The organism is Ulvibacterium sp., from assembly GCF_028285715.1.
In the GTDB taxonomy this organism is placed as follows: Bacteria; Bacteroidota; Bacteroidia; order Flavobacteriales; family Flavobacteriaceae; genus Ulvibacterium.
On the sequence record NZ_JANQOO010000035.1, the window covers coordinates 682,865 to 700,456 of the forward strand.

Here is a 17,592-nt window from a genome sequence, read left to right on the forward strand (position 1 = left end):
TAAACCAATTTAAGGATTGGAAGGTTTTTCACTACTTTTGCCCTGTCTTAATTCACGCACATGCAGTACCAAAATAAGGGGTTGGATATCCAGACCCAAATCGACCTCTATGAGCGGATGCAGAAGTCCCGGATGATCGAGGAAAAGATGCTGATTCTGTTGCGTCAAGGGAAAATTTCCAAATGGTTCAGTGGTATAGGTCAGGAAGCAATTGCCGTGGGGGTTACCAGTGCCATGCAGCCCGATGAATACATACTTCCCATGCACCGCAACCTGGGTGTTTTCACGACCCGGGGTATTCCCTTGCATCGGCTTTTTGCACAGTGGCAAGGAAAGGCCAGTGGATTTACAAAAGGCAGGGACCGGAGCTTTCATTTTGGAACACAGGCGTTTAAAATTGTAGGTATGATTTCCCATTTAGGCCCCCAGCTTGGGGTTGCGGATGGGATTGCCTTGGCCCATCTCCTCAAAAATGAAGGCAAGGTAACGGCCGTTTTTTCCGGAGAAGGGGGTACCAGTGAAGGGGATTTTCATGAAGCATTGAACATAGCCTCGGTCTGGAACCTTCCGGTCCTTTTTTGCATTGAAAATAATGGCTACGGCCTTTCTACGCCAACCAACGAACAGTACAATTGCAAAAATCTAAGGGATAAGGGGATAGGATATGGTATGGAATCCCATACCATTGATGGCAATAACGTTCTGGAGGTGTATACCATGGTGGATTCCCTATGCAAGCGAATTCGCAAGAACCCACAACCGATTTTGTTGGAATTTGAAACATTCCGGATGCGGGGCCATGAAGAGGCCAGCGGAACCAAATATGTGCCACAGGCCTTGATGGATCACTGGGCGTCCAAAGATCCCTTGGAAAACTACACCGAATATTTGCGGAACCAAAAGATCCTTTCCGAGGAAGAGGAAGTAACCATTAAAAAGGTCATAGTCCATGAGATTGAGGAAAACCTGAAGAAGGCCTTTGCGGAAGACAGTATTGATTCAACTGAAACTCATGAATTAAATGATGTCTTTAAAAATTATGATTATCAAGAAGTTAAACCAAAAGAAAAATTCAAAAATATACGTTTAGTGGATGCTATTTCCAAAGGATTGCAACAATCTATGGAGCGGCATGATAATCTTGTGGTCATGGGTCAGGATATCGCGGAGTACGGCGGTGTTTTTAAGATAACGCAAGGCTTTCTGGAGAAATTTGGCAAGGAAAGGGTCCGCAACACGCCCATTTGTGAGTCGGGTATCGTGGGTACGGCCATGGGATTGTCCATTAACGGAATGAAGGCCGTTATGGAGATGCAGTTCGCCGACTTCGTGAGTAGCGGCTTCAACCCTATAGTAAATTACTTGGCCAAATCGCATTATCGTTGGGGCGAAAAGGCAGATGTCGTTATCCGTATGCCCTGCGGGGGCGGGGTAGGTGCGGGGCCATTCCATTCGCAGACCAATGAGGCCTGGTTTACCAAGACCCCGGGATTAAAAGTGGTTTATCCTGCATTCCCTTATGACGCCAAAGGCCTTTTGGCCACGGCCATCAACGATCCCAATCCCGTTTTGTTCTTTGAACACAAAGGCCTGTATCGCAGCGTATATCAAGATGTACCCGAGGATTACTATACATTGCCTTTCGGAAAAGCCAAGATATTGAAAGAGGGGGAGGCCATAAGCATAGTAAGTTATGGAGCGGGAATCCATTGGGCTCTGGAGGTTTTGGAAAGTCAACCTGAAATCGAGGCCGATCTCATCGATCTGCGCACGTTGGCCCCTTTGGATATGGATACGGTCTATGATTCGGTAAAAAAGACGGGGAAACTGATTATTCTTCAGGAGGATAGTCTGTTCGGGGGTATTGCAAGTGATATCTCCGCTTTGGTCACGGAAAATTGTTTTGCCTCTTTGGATGGTCCCATAAAGCGGGTGGCCAGCTTGGAGACGCCCATTCCGTTTGCCAAGAGTTTGGAGGACAATTACCTCCCCAAAAAGCGTTTTGCCGAGGAATTACAGGAGCTGTTGGCCTATTGATCGAGGTTAAACAAAGGTTGATCAATAACCATACATGGCCATCGAGAACAACCCGATGAGGTTTAACAAAATATTGTCAAAAATAAAAGGCCAAAAATTGTCTTGGCCCGTATATAGGAAAACCAAAAAAATAACACCAATGAAAAAAACCTTTTTACTGCTGACGGCTTTTGCCCTGTTATCCGTATCCTGTTCGGTCTCCAAATCGGCTCGAGGTCAGAGAAACCTCTTAAGCGGTACTTGGAACTTGGACAATGTTTCCTATGAGAACAATACCGGAAACTTCAAATCGGTCATTTTTAACGATGCCGAAGATATTTGTTTTGAGGACAGTGAATGGTTCTTTAGGGATAACAACAGTACAGGACGCTATACTATTAGTCCATCTACCCTCTGCAACGGTGGGGATAGGTACATCCGTTGGTCCGTTGTTGAACGTCCGGAAAACTATACGAGCCAACTGCAGTTTAAATTTATCAACGAAAAGAATAAGGATATAGATGGCGGTGTAGGATATCGTTTAAATATCGCCTCATTATCCGAACAAAGCATGACCCTTAAATCCAATGTGTCCGTGGACGGAGAATCCGTTACCATAGTCTACGACTTCACCAAAAAACAATAAAATAAAAGAAAATGAAAGCTATACGAAAGAGTATTTATGTAATGATGGCCCTTACTTTGGTCATTAGTTGTAAAACGGTTCAGAACGCCAATAACAAACAGAAGGGGGCCGTAATCGGGGCCAGTGGTGGTGCTGTAATCGGCGGTGTTATCGGAAACAATGTGGGCAAGGGCAATACCGTACTTGGTGCCCTTATCGGCGCGGCTATTGGAGGTGTTGCCGGGGGTTACATCGGAGATCGTATGGATCGACAGGCCGAACGTATTGAGGAGGAAATTCCCGGAGCCGAGGTTACCCGTGTTGGTGAGGGAATCAATGTTACCTTTAATGAAGGTCAAGGCGTATATTTTGATACCAATAAGTCCAATGTAAAAGGCACTTCGGCCGAAACCCTAAATACATTGGCAGGGATCTTCAAGGAATATCCCAAATCCGTTATTTTGATAGAAGGTCATACGGACAGTGCCGGTCCCGATGAGTACAATATGAAATTATCCCAACAACGTGCGGAATCCGTTTCCAATTATCTGGTATCCCAAGGTCTGGACAGTGGAAGGTTTACCACAAAATGGTACGGTGAGAGCCAGCCTGTTGCCGATAATACCACTTCGGAAGGAAAGGCAAAGAACAGGAGGGTAGAATTGGCCATTATGGCAAGTGATGAATTGAAACAGGAAGCCAGAACCCAATCAAAGAATTAGAAAAGTTCCATTTTTTTCTAGTAAATCCCGATCGTTTGGTCGGGATTTTTTTTGAAATGTCTATCTTTCCTTAGTGGAGTATTTTGAGGTGATTATTGTTGGTGGCGGATTGGCAGGTCTTACCGCCGCCTTGCATTTGGAGCAGAATGGACATGCGGTATTGGTTTGCGAAAAACAGCAATATCCCCATCACAAGGTATGTGGGGAATATGTTTCGGCAGAAGTAGTTCCCTATCTGAAAAAACTTGGGATTTCCCTGGATGCCCACAACATCGTTTCCATAGATACCATGCAACTAAGCACGGTGTCCGGAAAATCCATAAAGGGCAAACTTCCCTTGGGCGGAAAGGGAATCAGCCGATATGCCTTGGATAACCTGCTGTATGAGTCGGCCTTAAAAAGAAACATACCCTTTGTTTTCGAAAATGTAACGAACATACAATTTGCAGATGACCAATTTGAGGTACGTACGGCATCCGGTAATGCATTTTCAGCCAAAATGGTAATTGGCGCCTATGGGAAGCGGAGTAATCTGGACAAACATTTGAACAGACCTTTCTTTCGGAAAAAATCACATTGGTTAGGTATAAAGGCCCATTACGCCTATAAGGATTTTCCGGATAACCTTGTGGCGCTCCATACCTTTGAAGGAGGCTACGGTGGGCTTTCCAAAACGGAAACCGGGGCCGTAAACTTTTGCTATTTGGTTTCATACCGTAGTTTTCGCAAGGAAAACGATGTTCATGGATTCAACGAGAAGGTGGTGGCCCGGAATCCCTTTCTGTGTGCTTTCTTGGAAAACGCCGAGCCCTTGTTCAAGGAACCCTTAGCTATTGCCCAGGTTTCTTTTGAAGCAAAGGAGACCGTAAAGGAACACATAATCATGTGCGGGGATAGTGCCGGGCTTATACATCCACTTTGTGGCAACGGGATGGCCATGGCCATCCATTCCGCCAAACTGGCTTCGGAACAGATACATTGTTATTTGACCGATTCCATATTTGACCGGGACATAATGGAGAAACGGTACACGGCCTTATGGAAGCAGCATTTTGGTAATCGCTTGTGGATGGGCAGACAACTTCAATCACTGCTGCTCAACAAGAAATTATCACATATAGCCCTGGGTTTGGCCACCCGTTCGCCTGGCTTATTGCGATATTTGATCAAGCAAACCCATGGTAAGCCCATACTATGAAAATGGATTTTTCAAAAAGAAGCCGGGAAGCGGAACTGATGGACGACCCCAAAGTTTCTCCACAAACCTTAAAGGAGGTATTGCAGGACATTAACAGGGCCAACCGGATTTTGGGAGGCAACAAGGGCACCATAAGGGCCGTAGCCCAACTTGTTTCCCAAAATCCAAAGGAAAGTTATTCGGTTTTGGATATGGGTTGTGGAGACGGGGCCATGCTACGTGAGGTGGTTTTCTTTTTTAGGCGAATCGGTAAAAGTGTAAAGTGTCTCGGAATTGATTTAAACGGGAATGCACTACAAATCGCCCGGAAGGCATCCTTGGATTTTCCTGAAATCACCTACCTGGAAAGGGATATCATGGATTCGGATACCCAGGGTCTGGCATGTGACATCCTGATAACCACCTTAACCTTACACCATTTTTATGATGAACAGATACCCGCTATTCTAAAACGATTCAGTACGTTGGCCCATATTGGGGTTGTAATCAACGATTTACAAAGAAGTCCTTTGGCGTATTCCCTTTTTAAGATGTTTAGCCTTATTTTTATACATAGCGCAATCGCTAAAAACGATGGCCTGGTCTCTATAGAGCGCGGTTTTACCAAAGCTGAATTGATGCAATTTTCCAAAGGGATTTCAGGGGTCGAACACAAAATTATGGGACAATGGGCCTTTAGATATGTATGGATCATTAAAATGCACCGACTAACCCGAACATATGAATGAGGTACGTATAGTTTCTACCACCAAGGTATTACCCGCCTATTCCAGGGATACCAAGGATATCCTCCCTTTTGTCGATTTCTGGTTAAGCGGTCAGGAGGAGCGGTTTAAAAGGAAGGTCATTAAAATCTTTGAAGGGGCCGGAGTGGAAAGGCGGTACGGAATAATGGATATTGAAGAAGTGTTTACGGCTACTTCTTTTGAGGAAAAAAACGCGATATACGTCAGGGAAGTCAAGAAATTGGGAAAATCGGTTTTGCAGAAGGCCTTGGAGCAAAGTGGTTGGCAACCAGAATCATTGGACTATATCGTAACGGTAAGTTGTACTGGAATCATGATTCCATCCTTGGATGCCTATTTGGTCAACGATTTGGGACTCAAACAGGACATTGTGCGGCTTCCCGTAACGGAGATGGGATGCGCCGCGGGAATTTCCGGGTTGATATATGCCCATAATTTTCTAAAATCCAATCCTGGGAAAAGACTGGCACTCGTAGCAGTGGAAAGTCCCACGGCCACCTTTCAACTAGACGATTTCTCCATGGCCAATATGGTAAGTGCTGCCATTTTTGGCGATGGGGCGGCCTGCGTACTGCTATCTTCCGAGGACAAAGCTTCAGGTCCCAGAATCGTTGGGGAAGGCATGTATCACTTTACCGAGGCCACGCATCTAATGGGCTTTGATTTGACGAATACCGGGTTAAAAATGATATTGGACGCTTCGGTACCGGAGACCATAGCTGAACATTTCCCCAAGATAATCCATCCTTTTTTGAAAAAACAGGGTACATCTATAGAAAATGTGGACCACCTGATCTTTCATCCCGGGGGGCGGAAGATTGTACAGACGGTAGAGGAGCTTTTTGGAAAATTAGGGAAAAATATAGATGATACCCGGGAGGTTTTACGTAAATATGGCAATATGAGCAGTGCTACGGTGCTTTACGTGTTAGAACGATTTTTGGAACGGGAGATACCACAGGGGCAGCAAGGATTGCTATTGAGCTTTGGTCCTGGGTTTTCGGCACAACGCGTGTTGTTGGAATGGTAAACAGTACGTTTTGTAGGCGCTGGTTAGCGGCTGGAAGCCGGTACAAAAGACCAAGGATTAAAGACTTAAGGACTCAACACGTTTTTTAATAGCGTATATGAACAATAGTAGAAATATAGAATGGGCTTTGGTATTGGGCGGTAGTAGTGGGTTAGGGCTGGCTACCGCAAAAAAATTGGCCTTCCACGGTTTTAATATCCTCGTGGTTCATCGGGATAGACGATCGGAATTGGAAGGGATAGAATCGGAGTTTCAAGGAATCAGGGCTTTGGGGGTACAATTGTTGAGCTTTAATATGGATGCGGCCAATGCCGAAAAAAGGGAAGAAACCCTTCAAGAAATAAAGACCCATTTGGGTGAAGGACAGCACCTAAAGGTTTTGGTACATAGTATTGCCAAGGGAAGCCTTAAGCCTATGTATGGGGAAACGCAAAGCACCTTAAACCAGCAGGATTTTCAGCTCACCCTTAATGCCATGGCCCTGAGTCTCTATGATTGGACCCGAAATCTGGTCACATTGGGACTATTTGCCAATGATGCACGAATCATATCCTTTACCAGTGAAGGTAACACCAAGGCCTGGCCGGGGTATGCAGCTGTATCCGCCGCAAAAGTAACCCTGGAGGCTTTGACCCGGAATATCGCTTTGGAGTTTGCACCTATGGGTATTAAGGCGAATTGTATTCAGGCCGGGGTAGTGGAGACCCAAGCCTTTCAAAGGATTCCCGGTTATGAAAAGTTACGGGAAAGCGCCATAAGACGCAATCCCAATGGTCGTTTGACCACCCCCGAGGATGTGGCCAATGCCGTGTATCTCTTAACCACAGAAGAGGCCAAATGGATAACGGGCACGGTGATAAAAGTAGATGGCGGTGAAAGCCTTAGATAAACTATAGGACTTTGAAGAATCAGGAGATTTTAGATTTACTGCCTTATACCGCACCCTTTCTTTTTGTAGAGGAACTTCTGGAGGTGACCGAGGATGGGGTAGTTGGGGCCTTTACTTTTTCACCCAATCTGGATTTTTATCAGGGTCATTTTAGGGATTTTCCGGTTACCCCCGGAGTAATCCTAACAGAGTGTTGTGCGCAGATCGGATTGGTGTGTTTGGGAATTTTTTTGATGGAGGTATATATAAGGGAAAACAAAGGTGCCAGAATTGCGGTGGGATTAAGCAGCTCCGAGATGGATTTTTATCATCCGGTATTGCCCAATGAAAAAGTGACGGTCACCTCCGAGAAAATCTATTTTCGTTTCAACAAGTTAAAATGTCGGGTAAAAATGCACAACGCTTCCGGAAAATTGGTATGCAAGGGAATTATTTCAGGGATGTTAAAGTTGCAGGATATTGAATAGGAGGGTCGTTATTACGGGTTTGGGTGTCTGTGCACCGAATGGAGTAGGGCTGGAAGAATTTGCTGACTCCTTGCAGCATGGGAAGAGTGGTATCCGTTTTCAAGCCCGACTAAGGGAATTGAATTTTGGTTGTCAAATTGCCGGGGAGCCTTTGATCAGGGACAATCTGGTACATCACTATTTTACTCCCCTGCAATTACGAGGTCTAAATGCCAGTGGGGTCGTCTATGGGGTCATTGCGGGTAGTGATGCCTGGAAGGACGCCGGATTGAAACCTCGGGATCTGGACAAACCCGACTGGGAAAGCGGAATAGTTTTTGGAACTGGAATTTTGGGTGTCGACAAATTTCGGGAGTCCATTCATTTGGTAGATGATCACAAGGTGCGGCGTTTGGGAAGTACTACCGTATTGCAGACCATGGCCAGTGGTATCAGTGCCTATTTAGGGGGCATTTTGGGTTGTGGCAATCAAGTGACCACCAACTCATCGGCCTGTACAACCGGAACCGAGGCCGTATTAATGGCCTATGACCGCATTGCTTCGGGAAAGGCGGAGCGTATGCTCGCTGGGAGTTGCAGTGATAGTGGACCCTATGTTTGGGGTGGTTTCGATGCCATGCGAATCCTACCCAGACAGTACAACGATACCCCTACGCAAGGCAGTAGGCCCTTGAGTGCCTCTGCGGCCGGATTCGTACCGGGGAGTGGGGCGGGGGCCCTGGTTTTGGAATCCTTGGAAAGTGCCAAGGCCCGGGGAGCCCGAATTTATGCCGAAGTGTTGGGAGGAGCGGTCAATAGTGGAGGACAACGTGCAGGAGGTAGCATGACCGCCCCCAATAACGAAGCCGTACAACGATGTATCGTGCAAGCGATAGCACAAGCGGGAATTCAAAAGCAAGATGTGGATGTCATCAACGGCCACCTTACCGCAACGGCGAAGGACCCTATAGAAATCAGAAATTGGAGCCTTGCCCTGGAACGCGAGGGATCCGAATTCCCATATGTCAATGCCTTTAAAAGCCTGTTCGGCCATTGCTTGGCAGCTGCGGGAAGTATAGAATGCGTAGGGGCCTTGTTGCAATTTCAGAACCAATGTCTATTTGGCAATAGCAATTGTGATGATCTGCACCCTGAGGTTTCCAGTAGCGTAGACCCGGCCAGAATCCCGGTCAAAACGATACCTTATTCCCCAAAAATAATAGCAAAGGCCAGTTTTGGTTTTGGAGATGTCAATGCATGTGTTATTTTTAGGGCTTTTAACGACTGATGCCTCAACGACTTCCCGGAGTCCAAATTGCTATGAAAAGATGAACGAAGAGCGCTATCACAAGCTAAGGGATATCATACAGATTTACCTTCCCGAAGACGTATCCGTTACCGATATATCGGAAAAAAGCCATTTCACCAACGAACTCAATATCAATTCCGCCCATTTGGTGGATATTATTTTGGATGTTGAGGATGCCTTTGATATTATGCTCGAAAATGAGGATATGGAACAAATGCAGACTGTTGGTGACGCTTTGGATATTATTGAAACCAAACTTTCAAAAAAGTAAAATGAAGGAATTTTTGCAATGGGCCCTGCCCCGACTTCAAGTAGACAAGCGATTGATTCTGATCTATTGTATTGTCTATTTCGTATGGGGTTTGGGGATGAACTGGTTCGGTACACAAGTGGAAATCGCAAAATTCACCTATTGGTGGCAGGTAATTACCACCTATATCCTATATATGGTACCTATTTCCCTGCTATTACGTGGCCTTCCCTTCCATATGCAATACGCTTATGGCCTTATAGCCATGTGTCTCCTGGAATTTGGAGGATATGCCCTGCAGACCTCATACGCCTATCCGAATAATATCTTGGACCAATTTTTTGGTATCCGTAATTTCTCCTTGGGAATGGCACTTTTCTTTGGGCTCTATTTTCCTTTGGGCAACTGGGCGGTGGGCAAGATTTACCAGCTTATTTTTAAGTCTAACTGATATACCCGGCTTTCACCATCCGATATTTGGATGGTAAAACTGCCTTAGCAATGGATTTTTTCTCCTTTTGTAAATAGTTATTCATTTATGTTCTCAAATTAACTTGTATAGACAGGTTGGGATTCCTATATTTGGTAAAAACACCAATATGTTTCACCTTGGATTTGTAAGTGCCATACTAGCGGAAAAGCGTTTTGAGGAAGTTATCCATTTTGCTTCGGAAAATGGGTTTCAATGTATTGAGGTCATGTGTTGGCCCAGTGGGGGTAAGGATACACGGCGTTATGCCGGGGTTACCCATATTGATGTAGACACCCTGGATGCCCAAAAAAATGCCATTCAGCAAACCTTGCAGGAAAACGGGGTTTACTTGTCCGGCTTGGGGTATTATCCCAACCCTTTGGATCCCAATACGGAAAATGCAGCGGTCTATATTGAACATATCAAGAAATTGATTTCCGCGGCCCCAAAACTGGGTATCCCTGTGGTCAATACCTTTATAGGAAGGAATCCGAACAAGAATGTGGACTATAATCTGGACCGGTTTAAGGAGGTGTGGACGGATATCATAGCCCATGCAGAAAAAGAGGGGGTAAGGATAGGGATCGAAAACTGTCCCATGCTTTTTACCCGGGATGAATGGCCCGGGGGCAAAAACCTGGCGATTTCCCCGGCCATTTGGGATAAAATGTTCAACATGATTCCCAGTGATAATTTCGGACTCAATTATGACCCTTCCCATTTGGTCTGGATGCAGATGGATGAAATACAGCCCATCTATAACTTTAAGGAAAAACTGTTCCATATTCATCTTAAGGATGTAAAGGTCTATAAGGATAAATTGGATAAGGTGGGCATATTGGCCTATCCCTTGGAATATCACTCACCTAAAATACCGGGACTTGGGGATGTGAGGTGGCGCGATTTCTTTTCTGCCCTCACTTCGGTAGGCTACAAAGGTCCTGTTTGCATTGAGGTGGAGGACAAGGCCTTTGAAGGATCGGAAGAAGATGTTAAGTCGGCGATCTTAACCAGTCGCAACTATCTGCGTCAATTTTTGTCCTAGTGGAAAAGACGTTGCCCCAATATAAAAAGCTGCACCTGGACCTAAAGCAGGGTATCCTTTCGGGCGCCATTTCAAAAGGTTCCCTATTGCCCTCCGAAAACGAGTTGAGCGCCCAATATAAGATTACCCGGGCCACGGTACGGCAAGGATTACAGGAATTGGTTCGCGAAGGATTTATCGAAAAGCGAATGGGTATTGGCAGTGTGGTGGTCAATGACCGGAAGACCCTGGGCCTTTTGACCTTTAAGGGGTTTTCCGAGGTCTTGGAATCCTCTGCCTTGTCCTCCACCACCCAAAATCTAAAAATGGGGGAGATCGGAGTTTGGCCCTCTCCATTTTTTTATGAGCTCGCCCCTTCCGAAAAGGAGACAGGCTGTTATTTTCTGGAACGTTTGAGGAGCGTAGAGGGGCATCCCGTGATGTTGGAGTTTACCTATATTCCGCAAAAGAGTGTGCCCAACCTAATGGGAACTATGGGGAACGGTTCACTGTTTACCACCTTACAGCAGACCTATACAATCGAAATTCTAAAAGTCCTACAGGATGTAAGAGCCATACATGCTCCGGAAACCATTGTAAAACGTCTTGGGCTGGAGCCCTATACTCCTGTACTCCATATCAACAGAAAGTACCTGACCAGCAAACCCGACTTTCATATCTATAGTTCGCTGTACTGCAATACTGAAAAGTACGCGATAAGTAATTTTTTTAATTAAAACCCAATATTTCCGATGATAGCACATCCTAAAGTCAATGAACTTGCCAAAATGATCGACCACTCTCTTTTACATCCCACTATGACGGATGAGGATATGATACAAGGTTGCCACATAGCCTTGGAATATGATGTGGCTTCCGTATGTATAAAGCCCTACGCTGTTCCCTTGGCGGTGGAAGTTTTAAAGAACTCCAGTGTATTGGTCGGTACCGTAATCGGTTTTCCCCATGGGAATTCGACAATAGAACTCAAAGTGACAGAAACCTTACAGGCCTGCAAGGATGGTGCCGTTGAAATTGATATGGTAGTCAATATTGGAAAGGTCCTACAAGAGGATTGGGACTACGTGGAGCGCGAAATCGCGGCGGTATGCCAAGCGACCCATGGCAATAATGGTGTTCTTAAGGTTATTTTTGAGAACGATCATCTCCCCGAGGACAAGTACAAGATAAAGCTCTGTGAAGTATGCTCCAAACTGGGGGTGGACTTTGTAAAGACCAGTACCGGTTACGGTTTTGTAAAAGGTGCCGATGGACGCTATACCTATAAAGGAGCCACTCCCGAAGATTTGGAATTGATGCGTGCCCATTCCGATTCCCAAGTACAGGTAAAGGCGGCCGGTGGCGTACGTACCCTGGACGATTTACTAAAGGTAAAGGCCTTAGGCGTAAGCCGTATTGGGGCAACGGCCACCGTGGCCATCATCCAGGAGGCCAAGGAAAGGTTTGGGGATGGGGCGGATAAGGACGTGGTCATAGCGGATACGCCCAGTGGGTATTAATAGGAATTAACGGATACTATCATGAAAAAAATACGAATCGGGGTTGCAGGATTAGGGTTTATTGGCCCCATTCATATCGAAGCGCTACGAAGAATACCAGATTTGGAGGTGGTTTCCGTACATCACCACAACGATGCTGTCCAAAGGAAGGCTGAACAATTGGGAGTAGCAAAGTATTACCAGGATTATGATACTTTTTTAAGCAGTGATGCATTGGACTGTGTGCATATCTGCACCCCCAATTTCCTTCATTTTGAAATGGCCCAAAAGGCTTTGGCCCAGGGCCTGCACGTTGTCTGTGAAAAACCCTTGGCGACCAAAATCTCGGAGGCCGAGGAATTGGTAGCCTTGGCAAAAAGCAAGAACCGTGTGAATGCTGTCCACTTCAATGTCCGATATTATCCCCTAATCCGACAAATGAAAACCATGCGGGAAAAGGGCGAATTGGGAACCATTCATACCGTTTTGGGATCCTATTTTCAGGATTGGCTTTTTTATGAGACCGATTACAATTGGCGGTTGGAACCCGAGAAGTCTGGCGAATCCCGAGCCGTTGCGGATATCGGCTCCCATCTTTTGGACCTTTTGGAATATATCACCGGACTCCAGATTACAGAGGTTATGGCCAATTTTAACACGGTCCATAAGACCCGAAAAAGACCGCTGGTTCCTGTGGAGACCTATTCCGGAAAGCTTTTGAAACCTGAAGACTATGCCGATGTGCCCATAGCAACGGAGGACACGGCCCATGTGCTGCTTCGGTTTGCCAATGGCCATACGGGATCGGTAACCGTGAGCCAAGTGGCAGCAGGGCGGAAGAACCGTTTGGCCTTGGAAATCTCCGCCTCCAAATTGAGCCTGGCCTGGGAATCCGAAAAACCCAATGAACTTTGGATCGGAAAGCGGGACGAAGCCAATGATGTGTTGTTTCGGGACCCCAGTTTGTTCCATACGGAAGCCAGCCAAATTGCCTCCTATCCCGGAGGACATAACGAGGGTTTTGCCGATACCTCTAAGCAGCTGTTCAAAGAAGTTTATGAGGCCATACGAACGGGCCGACCCCAACCGGAATGGAAATTCCCCGATTTTACCGCCGGATTGCGGGAATTGGTATTGGCGGAAGCCATTATTGCCAGCGACAAACAACAAGCCTGGGTCAACGTCAGCTAGGGCTTTGGCTCCATGTCCTCGGTTTCCTTCTTTTTTTCAGGGATCAGCAAGGAGGCCACGATGCCCGCAACGAGGGATACGCTGATTACCGTTAACGATATCCATTCCGGCAGTTCAATTTGATGGGCGAATAGCATTTTGAGACCCACAAAGGCCAAAATGACCACCAGGCTGTAATTGATAAAGCGAAACTTTTGCAACATCCGGGATATCAGAAAGTACATGGAACGCAGTCCTAAAATGGCCAGGATGTTGGAGCTGAAGACAATGAACGGATCTGCGGTAATGGCCAAAATAGCGGGTATGCTATCCAGGGCAAAAAGGACATCGGTTACCTCAATGATCACCAGAGCCACGAATAGGGGAGTGGCGGCGGTGACCCCCATACGCTTTACAAAAAAATCGTGCCCGTGGAGGGTAGCGGTAATGGGATATACCTTTTTAAGCTGACGGAACATAAACGACTTTTGGGGATCAAATTCCGAATCGTCGGACCGTAGCATCTTATAGGCCGTATAGAGCAGAAAAGCCCCGAACACATAAATGATCCAATCGAATTTGTTGATCAAGGCCACACCAAAAACGATCATCAGTCCTCGAAAGACGATAGCGCCCAGAATTCCCCAAAAGAGGACCCGATGCTGGTAGAGTGGGGGAATGTTAAACGTACTAAAGATGACGGCGATGACGAATACATTATCGATGCTTAGGGAAAGTTCTATGAGGTACCCCGTTACATATTTAAGTACGGCGGTATTGGGCGTTAATCCTGTAGGGTTTTCTACCAAACCATTGGAGAACAACCAGTAGATGACCCCGCTAAAACCTAGGGCTATGGACACCCAAAGCGCGGTCCACATGCCGGCTTCCTTGCTTCGAATCACATGTTCATGCCGATGGAACACCCCAAGGTCCAAGGCCAGGAACACGATGACCAAGGCAATAAATAGAATCCATATCCACATAGCGCATTTTTAAGGCGCCAAGTTAACAATCCATTTTTTCGATGACAAGGGGTACGGGAAAGTTTTTGGGCAATTGGTCACAGGGTAAGGAGGAAATTCACAATGACTTCGTTATCCTCCCGTCCCTTTTTGATGTTGATCCCAAAATCCGAGGAAAATAGGGTAGTGGTACCCTTCAGTTGATTCCCGGTTTGGACGAAATCAATACGAATGGGCTTACTTTTTCCCTTTATCGTGAGCTGGCCCATGACATTAAAACCTGTATCGGTAGTTTCTATGGAAGTACTTTCAAAACGGATGTTTGGATGGGTGTCCGCATCAAAATATTTTTTCCCTTTTAGCGACCAATCCCTTAGAAAATTCCCGGTCTTTATCGTTTCCACACGAACAGAGCCGTTAAACTTTGAAGTGGCTATATTGTCCAGATCAATAGAGGAGGAGGAGCTAAAACCGGAAATACTGCCGTCCACATCCTTGGACACAAAGGTAAAGCTGATTTCCGCCTTGGAAATTCCATTTTGGGCAAGAACGAGGGTCGACTGCAAAAGCAGCAGGACCAAAAAAAGGATTCCTCTGGATTTCATAGCAATAAAGGTTCACAAAACGTGCCAAAGGTAACTATTAATTTGAGTCGATAAAAAGAAGGTAAAATTCGGTATAGCGTGGGGTAGGGCACCGAATTCATGCGGTGTCCCAAAAACGTTGTATTTTGGGATTAGAACCGTATTTGAATTTGAAATGAAAAAATTGGCGAACTGCGCATTTGGGCTGTTTACCTTGTTTTTAGGGTTGCATACCCTGACTGCCCAAAACACGGGAAAAGAAGAATTGAAAGTCACCAAAAGGACTTACATGGAACGTTTTGAACCGCGACTCATAAAATCGGTGGAGGAGCGGTTGGCACTGAAACAAATGCGCATTGCGGAGATGCACCAAAAAATGTTGCTATTGGACTCTTTGGATATTTCCGAGCGCAAGCGCAGGGCCTTACAAAATGACCTTAATGAGAATCCTTTTTCCCATCGACTTTCCAAAACCTTGGCGAAGATTGAATACCTGGACGAGACGGAGGATTAGGGTCCAATATCGGGCACCTCATCTTAAATCCTAGATTAACATTTGTGCGGACTTAGGCATTAACGCGACTTCATTTTTTCCTTTCGTTTCCGCAACTGTCGTTGTAGGTCGTCCACAGATTCCGAAATAGAGGCCTCGAAGGAACCATGGCTTGCTTCAGCAAAAAGTCGGGGACCTGGGGCGCTAAGTCGAATATTACAGATTTTACCCGTATTCGGTTCCGAAGTATTCTCCGTCTTAAAAAAGACATCGGCCCTAACGATAAAATCGTACTTATCCACCAATTTATTGATTTTCTTGGACGCCAATTCCTCCAGTCGGCCACTAGCCTGGACATCATGATATTCAAAATGGATGTTCATGAAAAGTAATTTAGGATTATAGGGGAAGATAAAGAGAAGCCACATGAAAATCAAATGCGGGGTTTTTAAACTAAACTTAAAATTTACTCTAAAAAAACGTTAAAGTCTGATTATCGGCGGATTAGGGAAACGATTTTTTCCTAATTTTAATTGTACTGTGAGATATTGGCTATAACCCCCTAAATCCGTATCCTATGAAATCCCTAAAAGGAGATTACAGAACACCTATTGAAGACCAGCTTCAAAAGAGTACATTGGTCCTGAAATTGGAACGTACTCAACAAAATGTGGGACAGTTACGGAACAAATTGAATTCCTACGTCTGCGAGCCAAAAACCTATAGTTTGTTCGAACGGATAGAAGCCCTCAGGAACGGTCTGGATACGCTCAGTAGTACCAATAAGGAAATTATACTATCGCTTCGGGGACCTAAACGACATTCGGTCGATTTTGTAGAACGTGTTCAGCAGCAGTTCTTGGCGTTTAATGAATTACAACGGAGCGTGGAAGAGTACATACATGGGGCGCGGAATTACTGACTTGGCAGTGGTACATCCCATGGGAACATAAAAAAACCTGATTGGAAACCACAATCAGGTTTTCGTATTCAAATTTCTTTTCTGTATTATTCCGCGTTTGTGCCGATATTGGCGGCAGAGATAACCGTATAATCATCGGGACTTTCGTGGATACTTACATGTCCGTCCAATTTTAAAAGGCCTTCATAGGAAATGGAAGTTCCCACATCCAATTTTGAAACGGTAGTTCGGCTCACCTGACATTCACAGGGATTTAGCGTTAAGGCAACAGCACCACCTTCATCCAAGGTATTAAATCGGATATAGGCGGGATGTACGGCTACGGACGAACCATCGTCCAATTCTACCAAAACTTCCGTTTTGCCATCGCTATCCTCGGTAAAGGTTACGGTTCCTGTGAGTCCATTAGGTCCAATGGCTTGCAATCTATATTCGGTACTTTGAAGGATTACGGTAGTTACATCATCCTTTTTACAAGCTGTAGTAATTAATATCAATGCCAATGCCGTTAGAAAAAAAGGGGAACTTTTCATTATTCCAATAAGTTTTTTAGTTAATCTTTGTTAGTCGTTCTCTTACGCCAATAGTGTTACTATTTTTGTTATACGGTGCAATTTGGGGTATAGTTCTTAAATCTTCTTTTTTTTTTCGATAAAGTGTTCAAATAAATGGAGGATATAGCGAAATCTGCGAGTTTTATAACAAAAAACAGATATTCTATTTGACATAATATAAATTATAGTACAGATTGGTTTATATGTATTTCTGATTAATCCTTTTAGCTGTAAGCTATAATTCTATTATGTAAAATATCCCTCGCCAGTATTCCTTTTATTCCGCGTAGCAACAGGGTCATCAACCTTTTTAATTTACGCTACGAGATTTTTTTTCAATTGATTAGAACTCTTTTTAATCTTGAACATTCTGCAAATCCACACGAGAAAACTTTCGGCTGTACCATAATTTGTCGCTATGTAAAATTGCCGCACAGCCAATCGCTCGATTGTTTTTTAGAAATAAACGCTTTATGGCGTTAATTTCTAAACACAATATGCCAACGCTTGGCCAGCGCCAAAAAAAGCAAAACCTTTTAGCCGTTTTCAAATTCTCGTCTTGCTTCAAATTTTCGTCAACAAATTTTTCACAACCATTACGTCAGCTGGCCGCAACAGCTAAAAATTACTCTGCGAGATAATTTCTTAGCACTTGCTACCCTCCATCTTCTAATTAGG

General features: G+C 45.1%; 21 protein-coding genes. 17 read left to right on the plus strand and 4 right to left on the minus strand.

Features of this window, described 5'->3' with window-relative positions; genetic code table 11:
• The first annotated feature begins 60 nt into the window (after positions 1-60).
• The 15 genes from Q0993_RS20890 (at position 61) to Q0993_RS20960 (ending at position 13,417) form a co-directional block, all read left to right on the plus strand.
• Positions 61-2,037 (plus strand): dehydrogenase E1 component subunit alpha/beta, encoded by a 1,977-nt coding sequence (locus Q0993_RS20890; protein ID WP_299537083.1) that lies wholly within the window; start codon positions 61-63, stop codon positions 2,035-2,037.
• A gap of 139 nt (positions 2,038-2,176) precedes the next feature.
• Positions 2,177-2,662 carry a lipocalin family protein gene (locus tag Q0993_RS20895; protein WP_299537085.1) on the plus strand — a complete coding sequence of 162 codons (486 nt, stop codon included), beginning with the start codon at positions 2,177-2,179 and terminating at the stop codon, positions 2,660-2,662.
• An 11-nt stretch (positions 2,663-2,673) separates the two neighbouring features.
• Positions 2,674-3,363: an OmpA family protein gene (locus Q0993_RS20900; RefSeq protein ID WP_299537087.1), complete on the plus strand. Its 690-nt coding sequence runs from the start codon at positions 2,674-2,676 to the stop codon at positions 3,361-3,363.
• 73 nt (positions 3,364-3,436) lie between these two features.
• On the plus strand, positions 3,437-4,561 hold the full coding sequence (locus tag Q0993_RS20905; protein WP_299537089.1) for an NAD(P)/FAD-dependent oxidoreductase: 1,125 nt from the start codon (positions 3,437-3,439) through the stop codon (positions 4,559-4,561).
• 2 nt (positions 4,562-4,563) lie between these two features.
• On the plus strand, positions 4,564-5,289 hold the full coding sequence (locus Q0993_RS20910; protein WP_299537092.1) for a methyltransferase domain-containing protein: 726 nt from the start codon (positions 4,564-4,566) through the stop codon (positions 5,287-5,289).
• Entirely contained in the window at positions 5,282-6,337 is a 1,056-nt protein-coding gene (locus Q0993_RS20915; RefSeq protein ID WP_299537094.1) for a type III polyketide synthase, read from the plus strand. The genes Q0993_RS20910 and Q0993_RS20915 overlap by 8 nt, the downstream gene beginning before the upstream one ends.
• Positions 6,338-6,434: 97 nt before the next feature.
• A complete protein-coding gene (locus Q0993_RS20920; RefSeq protein WP_299537097.1) occupies positions 6,435-7,226 on the plus strand; it encodes an SDR family oxidoreductase in 792 nt (263 codons plus the stop codon).
• An 11-nt stretch (positions 7,227-7,237) separates the two neighbouring features.
• A complete protein-coding gene (locus Q0993_RS20925; RefSeq protein ID WP_299537100.1) occupies positions 7,238-7,693 on the plus strand; it encodes a 3-hydroxyacyl-ACP dehydratase FabZ family protein in 456 nt (151 codons plus the stop codon).
• On the plus strand, positions 7,686-8,960 hold the full coding sequence (locus Q0993_RS20930; protein ID WP_299537102.1) for a beta-ketoacyl synthase: 1,275 nt from the start codon (positions 7,686-7,688) through the stop codon (positions 8,958-8,960). Before Q0993_RS20925 ends, Q0993_RS20930 begins: the two co-directional genes overlap by 8 nt.
• Before the next feature lie 40 nt (positions 8,961-9,000).
• Positions 9,001-9,252 (plus strand): phosphopantetheine-binding protein, encoded by a 252-nt coding sequence (locus tag Q0993_RS20935; protein ID WP_299537104.1) that lies wholly within the window; start codon positions 9,001-9,003, stop codon positions 9,250-9,252.
• Position 9,253: 1 nt separating this feature from the next.
• Positions 9,254-9,682: a hypothetical protein gene (locus Q0993_RS20940; protein ID WP_299537105.1), complete on the plus strand. Its 429-nt coding sequence runs from the start codon at positions 9,254-9,256 to the stop codon at positions 9,680-9,682.
• Between the two features lie 148 nt (positions 9,683-9,830).
• Positions 9,831-10,748 carry a sugar phosphate isomerase/epimerase gene (locus tag Q0993_RS20945; protein ID WP_299537107.1) on the plus strand — a complete coding sequence of 306 codons (918 nt, stop codon included), beginning with the start codon at positions 9,831-9,833 and terminating at the stop codon, positions 10,746-10,748.
• The gene (locus Q0993_RS20950) at positions 10,748-11,464 is read left to right on the plus strand and encodes a GntR family transcriptional regulator (protein ID WP_299537109.1); all 717 of its coding nucleotides are present in this window, start codon (positions 10,748-10,750) and stop codon (positions 11,462-11,464) included. The genes Q0993_RS20945 and Q0993_RS20950 overlap by 1 nt, the downstream gene beginning before the upstream one ends.
• A gap of 15 nt (positions 11,465-11,479) precedes the next feature.
• On the plus strand, positions 11,480-12,247 hold the full coding sequence (gene deoC / locus Q0993_RS20955) for a deoxyribose-phosphate aldolase (RefSeq protein ID WP_299537112.1): 768 nt from the start codon (positions 11,480-11,482) through the stop codon (positions 12,245-12,247).
• Between the two features lie 21 nt (positions 12,248-12,268).
• Positions 12,269-13,417 carry a Gfo/Idh/MocA family oxidoreductase gene (locus Q0993_RS20960; protein WP_299537115.1) on the plus strand — a complete coding sequence of 383 codons (1,149 nt, stop codon included), beginning with the start codon at positions 12,269-12,271 and terminating at the stop codon, positions 13,415-13,417.
• Here Q0993_RS20960 and Q0993_RS20965 read toward each other — a convergent pair.
• The gene (locus Q0993_RS20965; RefSeq protein WP_299537118.1) at positions 13,414-14,382 is read right to left on the minus strand and encodes a TerC family protein; all 969 of its coding nucleotides are present in this window, start codon (positions 14,380-14,382) and stop codon (positions 13,414-13,416) included. The genes Q0993_RS20960 and Q0993_RS20965 overlap by 4 nt on opposite strands.
• A 77-nt stretch (positions 14,383-14,459) precedes the next feature.
• Complete coding sequence (locus Q0993_RS20970) at positions 14,460-14,966, minus strand: YceI family protein (RefSeq protein WP_299537121.1); 507 nt, start codon at positions 14,964-14,966, stop codon at positions 14,460-14,462.
• Between the two features lie 154 nt (positions 14,967-15,120).
• Between Q0993_RS20970 and Q0993_RS20975 the strand changes: the two genes are divergently transcribed.
• The gene (locus Q0993_RS20975; RefSeq protein WP_299537124.1) at positions 15,121-15,459 is read left to right on the plus strand and encodes a hypothetical protein; all 339 of its coding nucleotides are present in this window, start codon (positions 15,121-15,123) and stop codon (positions 15,457-15,459) included.
• Positions 15,460-15,518: 59 nt separating this feature from the next.
• Here Q0993_RS20975 and raiA read toward each other — a convergent pair whose 3' ends face one another.
• Complete coding sequence (raiA, locus tag Q0993_RS20980) at positions 15,519-15,821, minus strand: ribosome-associated translation inhibitor RaiA (protein WP_299537126.1); 303 nt, start codon at positions 15,819-15,821, stop codon at positions 15,519-15,521.
• 194 nt (positions 15,822-16,015) lie between these two features.
• Here raiA and Q0993_RS20985 point away from each other — a divergent pair, with 194 nt between their 5' ends.
• The gene (locus Q0993_RS20985) at positions 16,016-16,360 is read left to right on the plus strand and encodes a hypothetical protein (RefSeq protein WP_299537129.1); all 345 of its coding nucleotides are present in this window, start codon (positions 16,016-16,018) and stop codon (positions 16,358-16,360) included.
• Between the two features lie 86 nt (positions 16,361-16,446).
• Here the strand turns inward: Q0993_RS20985 and Q0993_RS20990 are convergent, their stop codons facing one another.
• Complete coding sequence (locus tag Q0993_RS20990; protein ID WP_299537131.1) at positions 16,447-16,893, minus strand: hypothetical protein; 447 nt, start codon at positions 16,891-16,893, stop codon at positions 16,447-16,449.
• Positions 16,894-17,592: the final 699 nt, after the last annotated feature.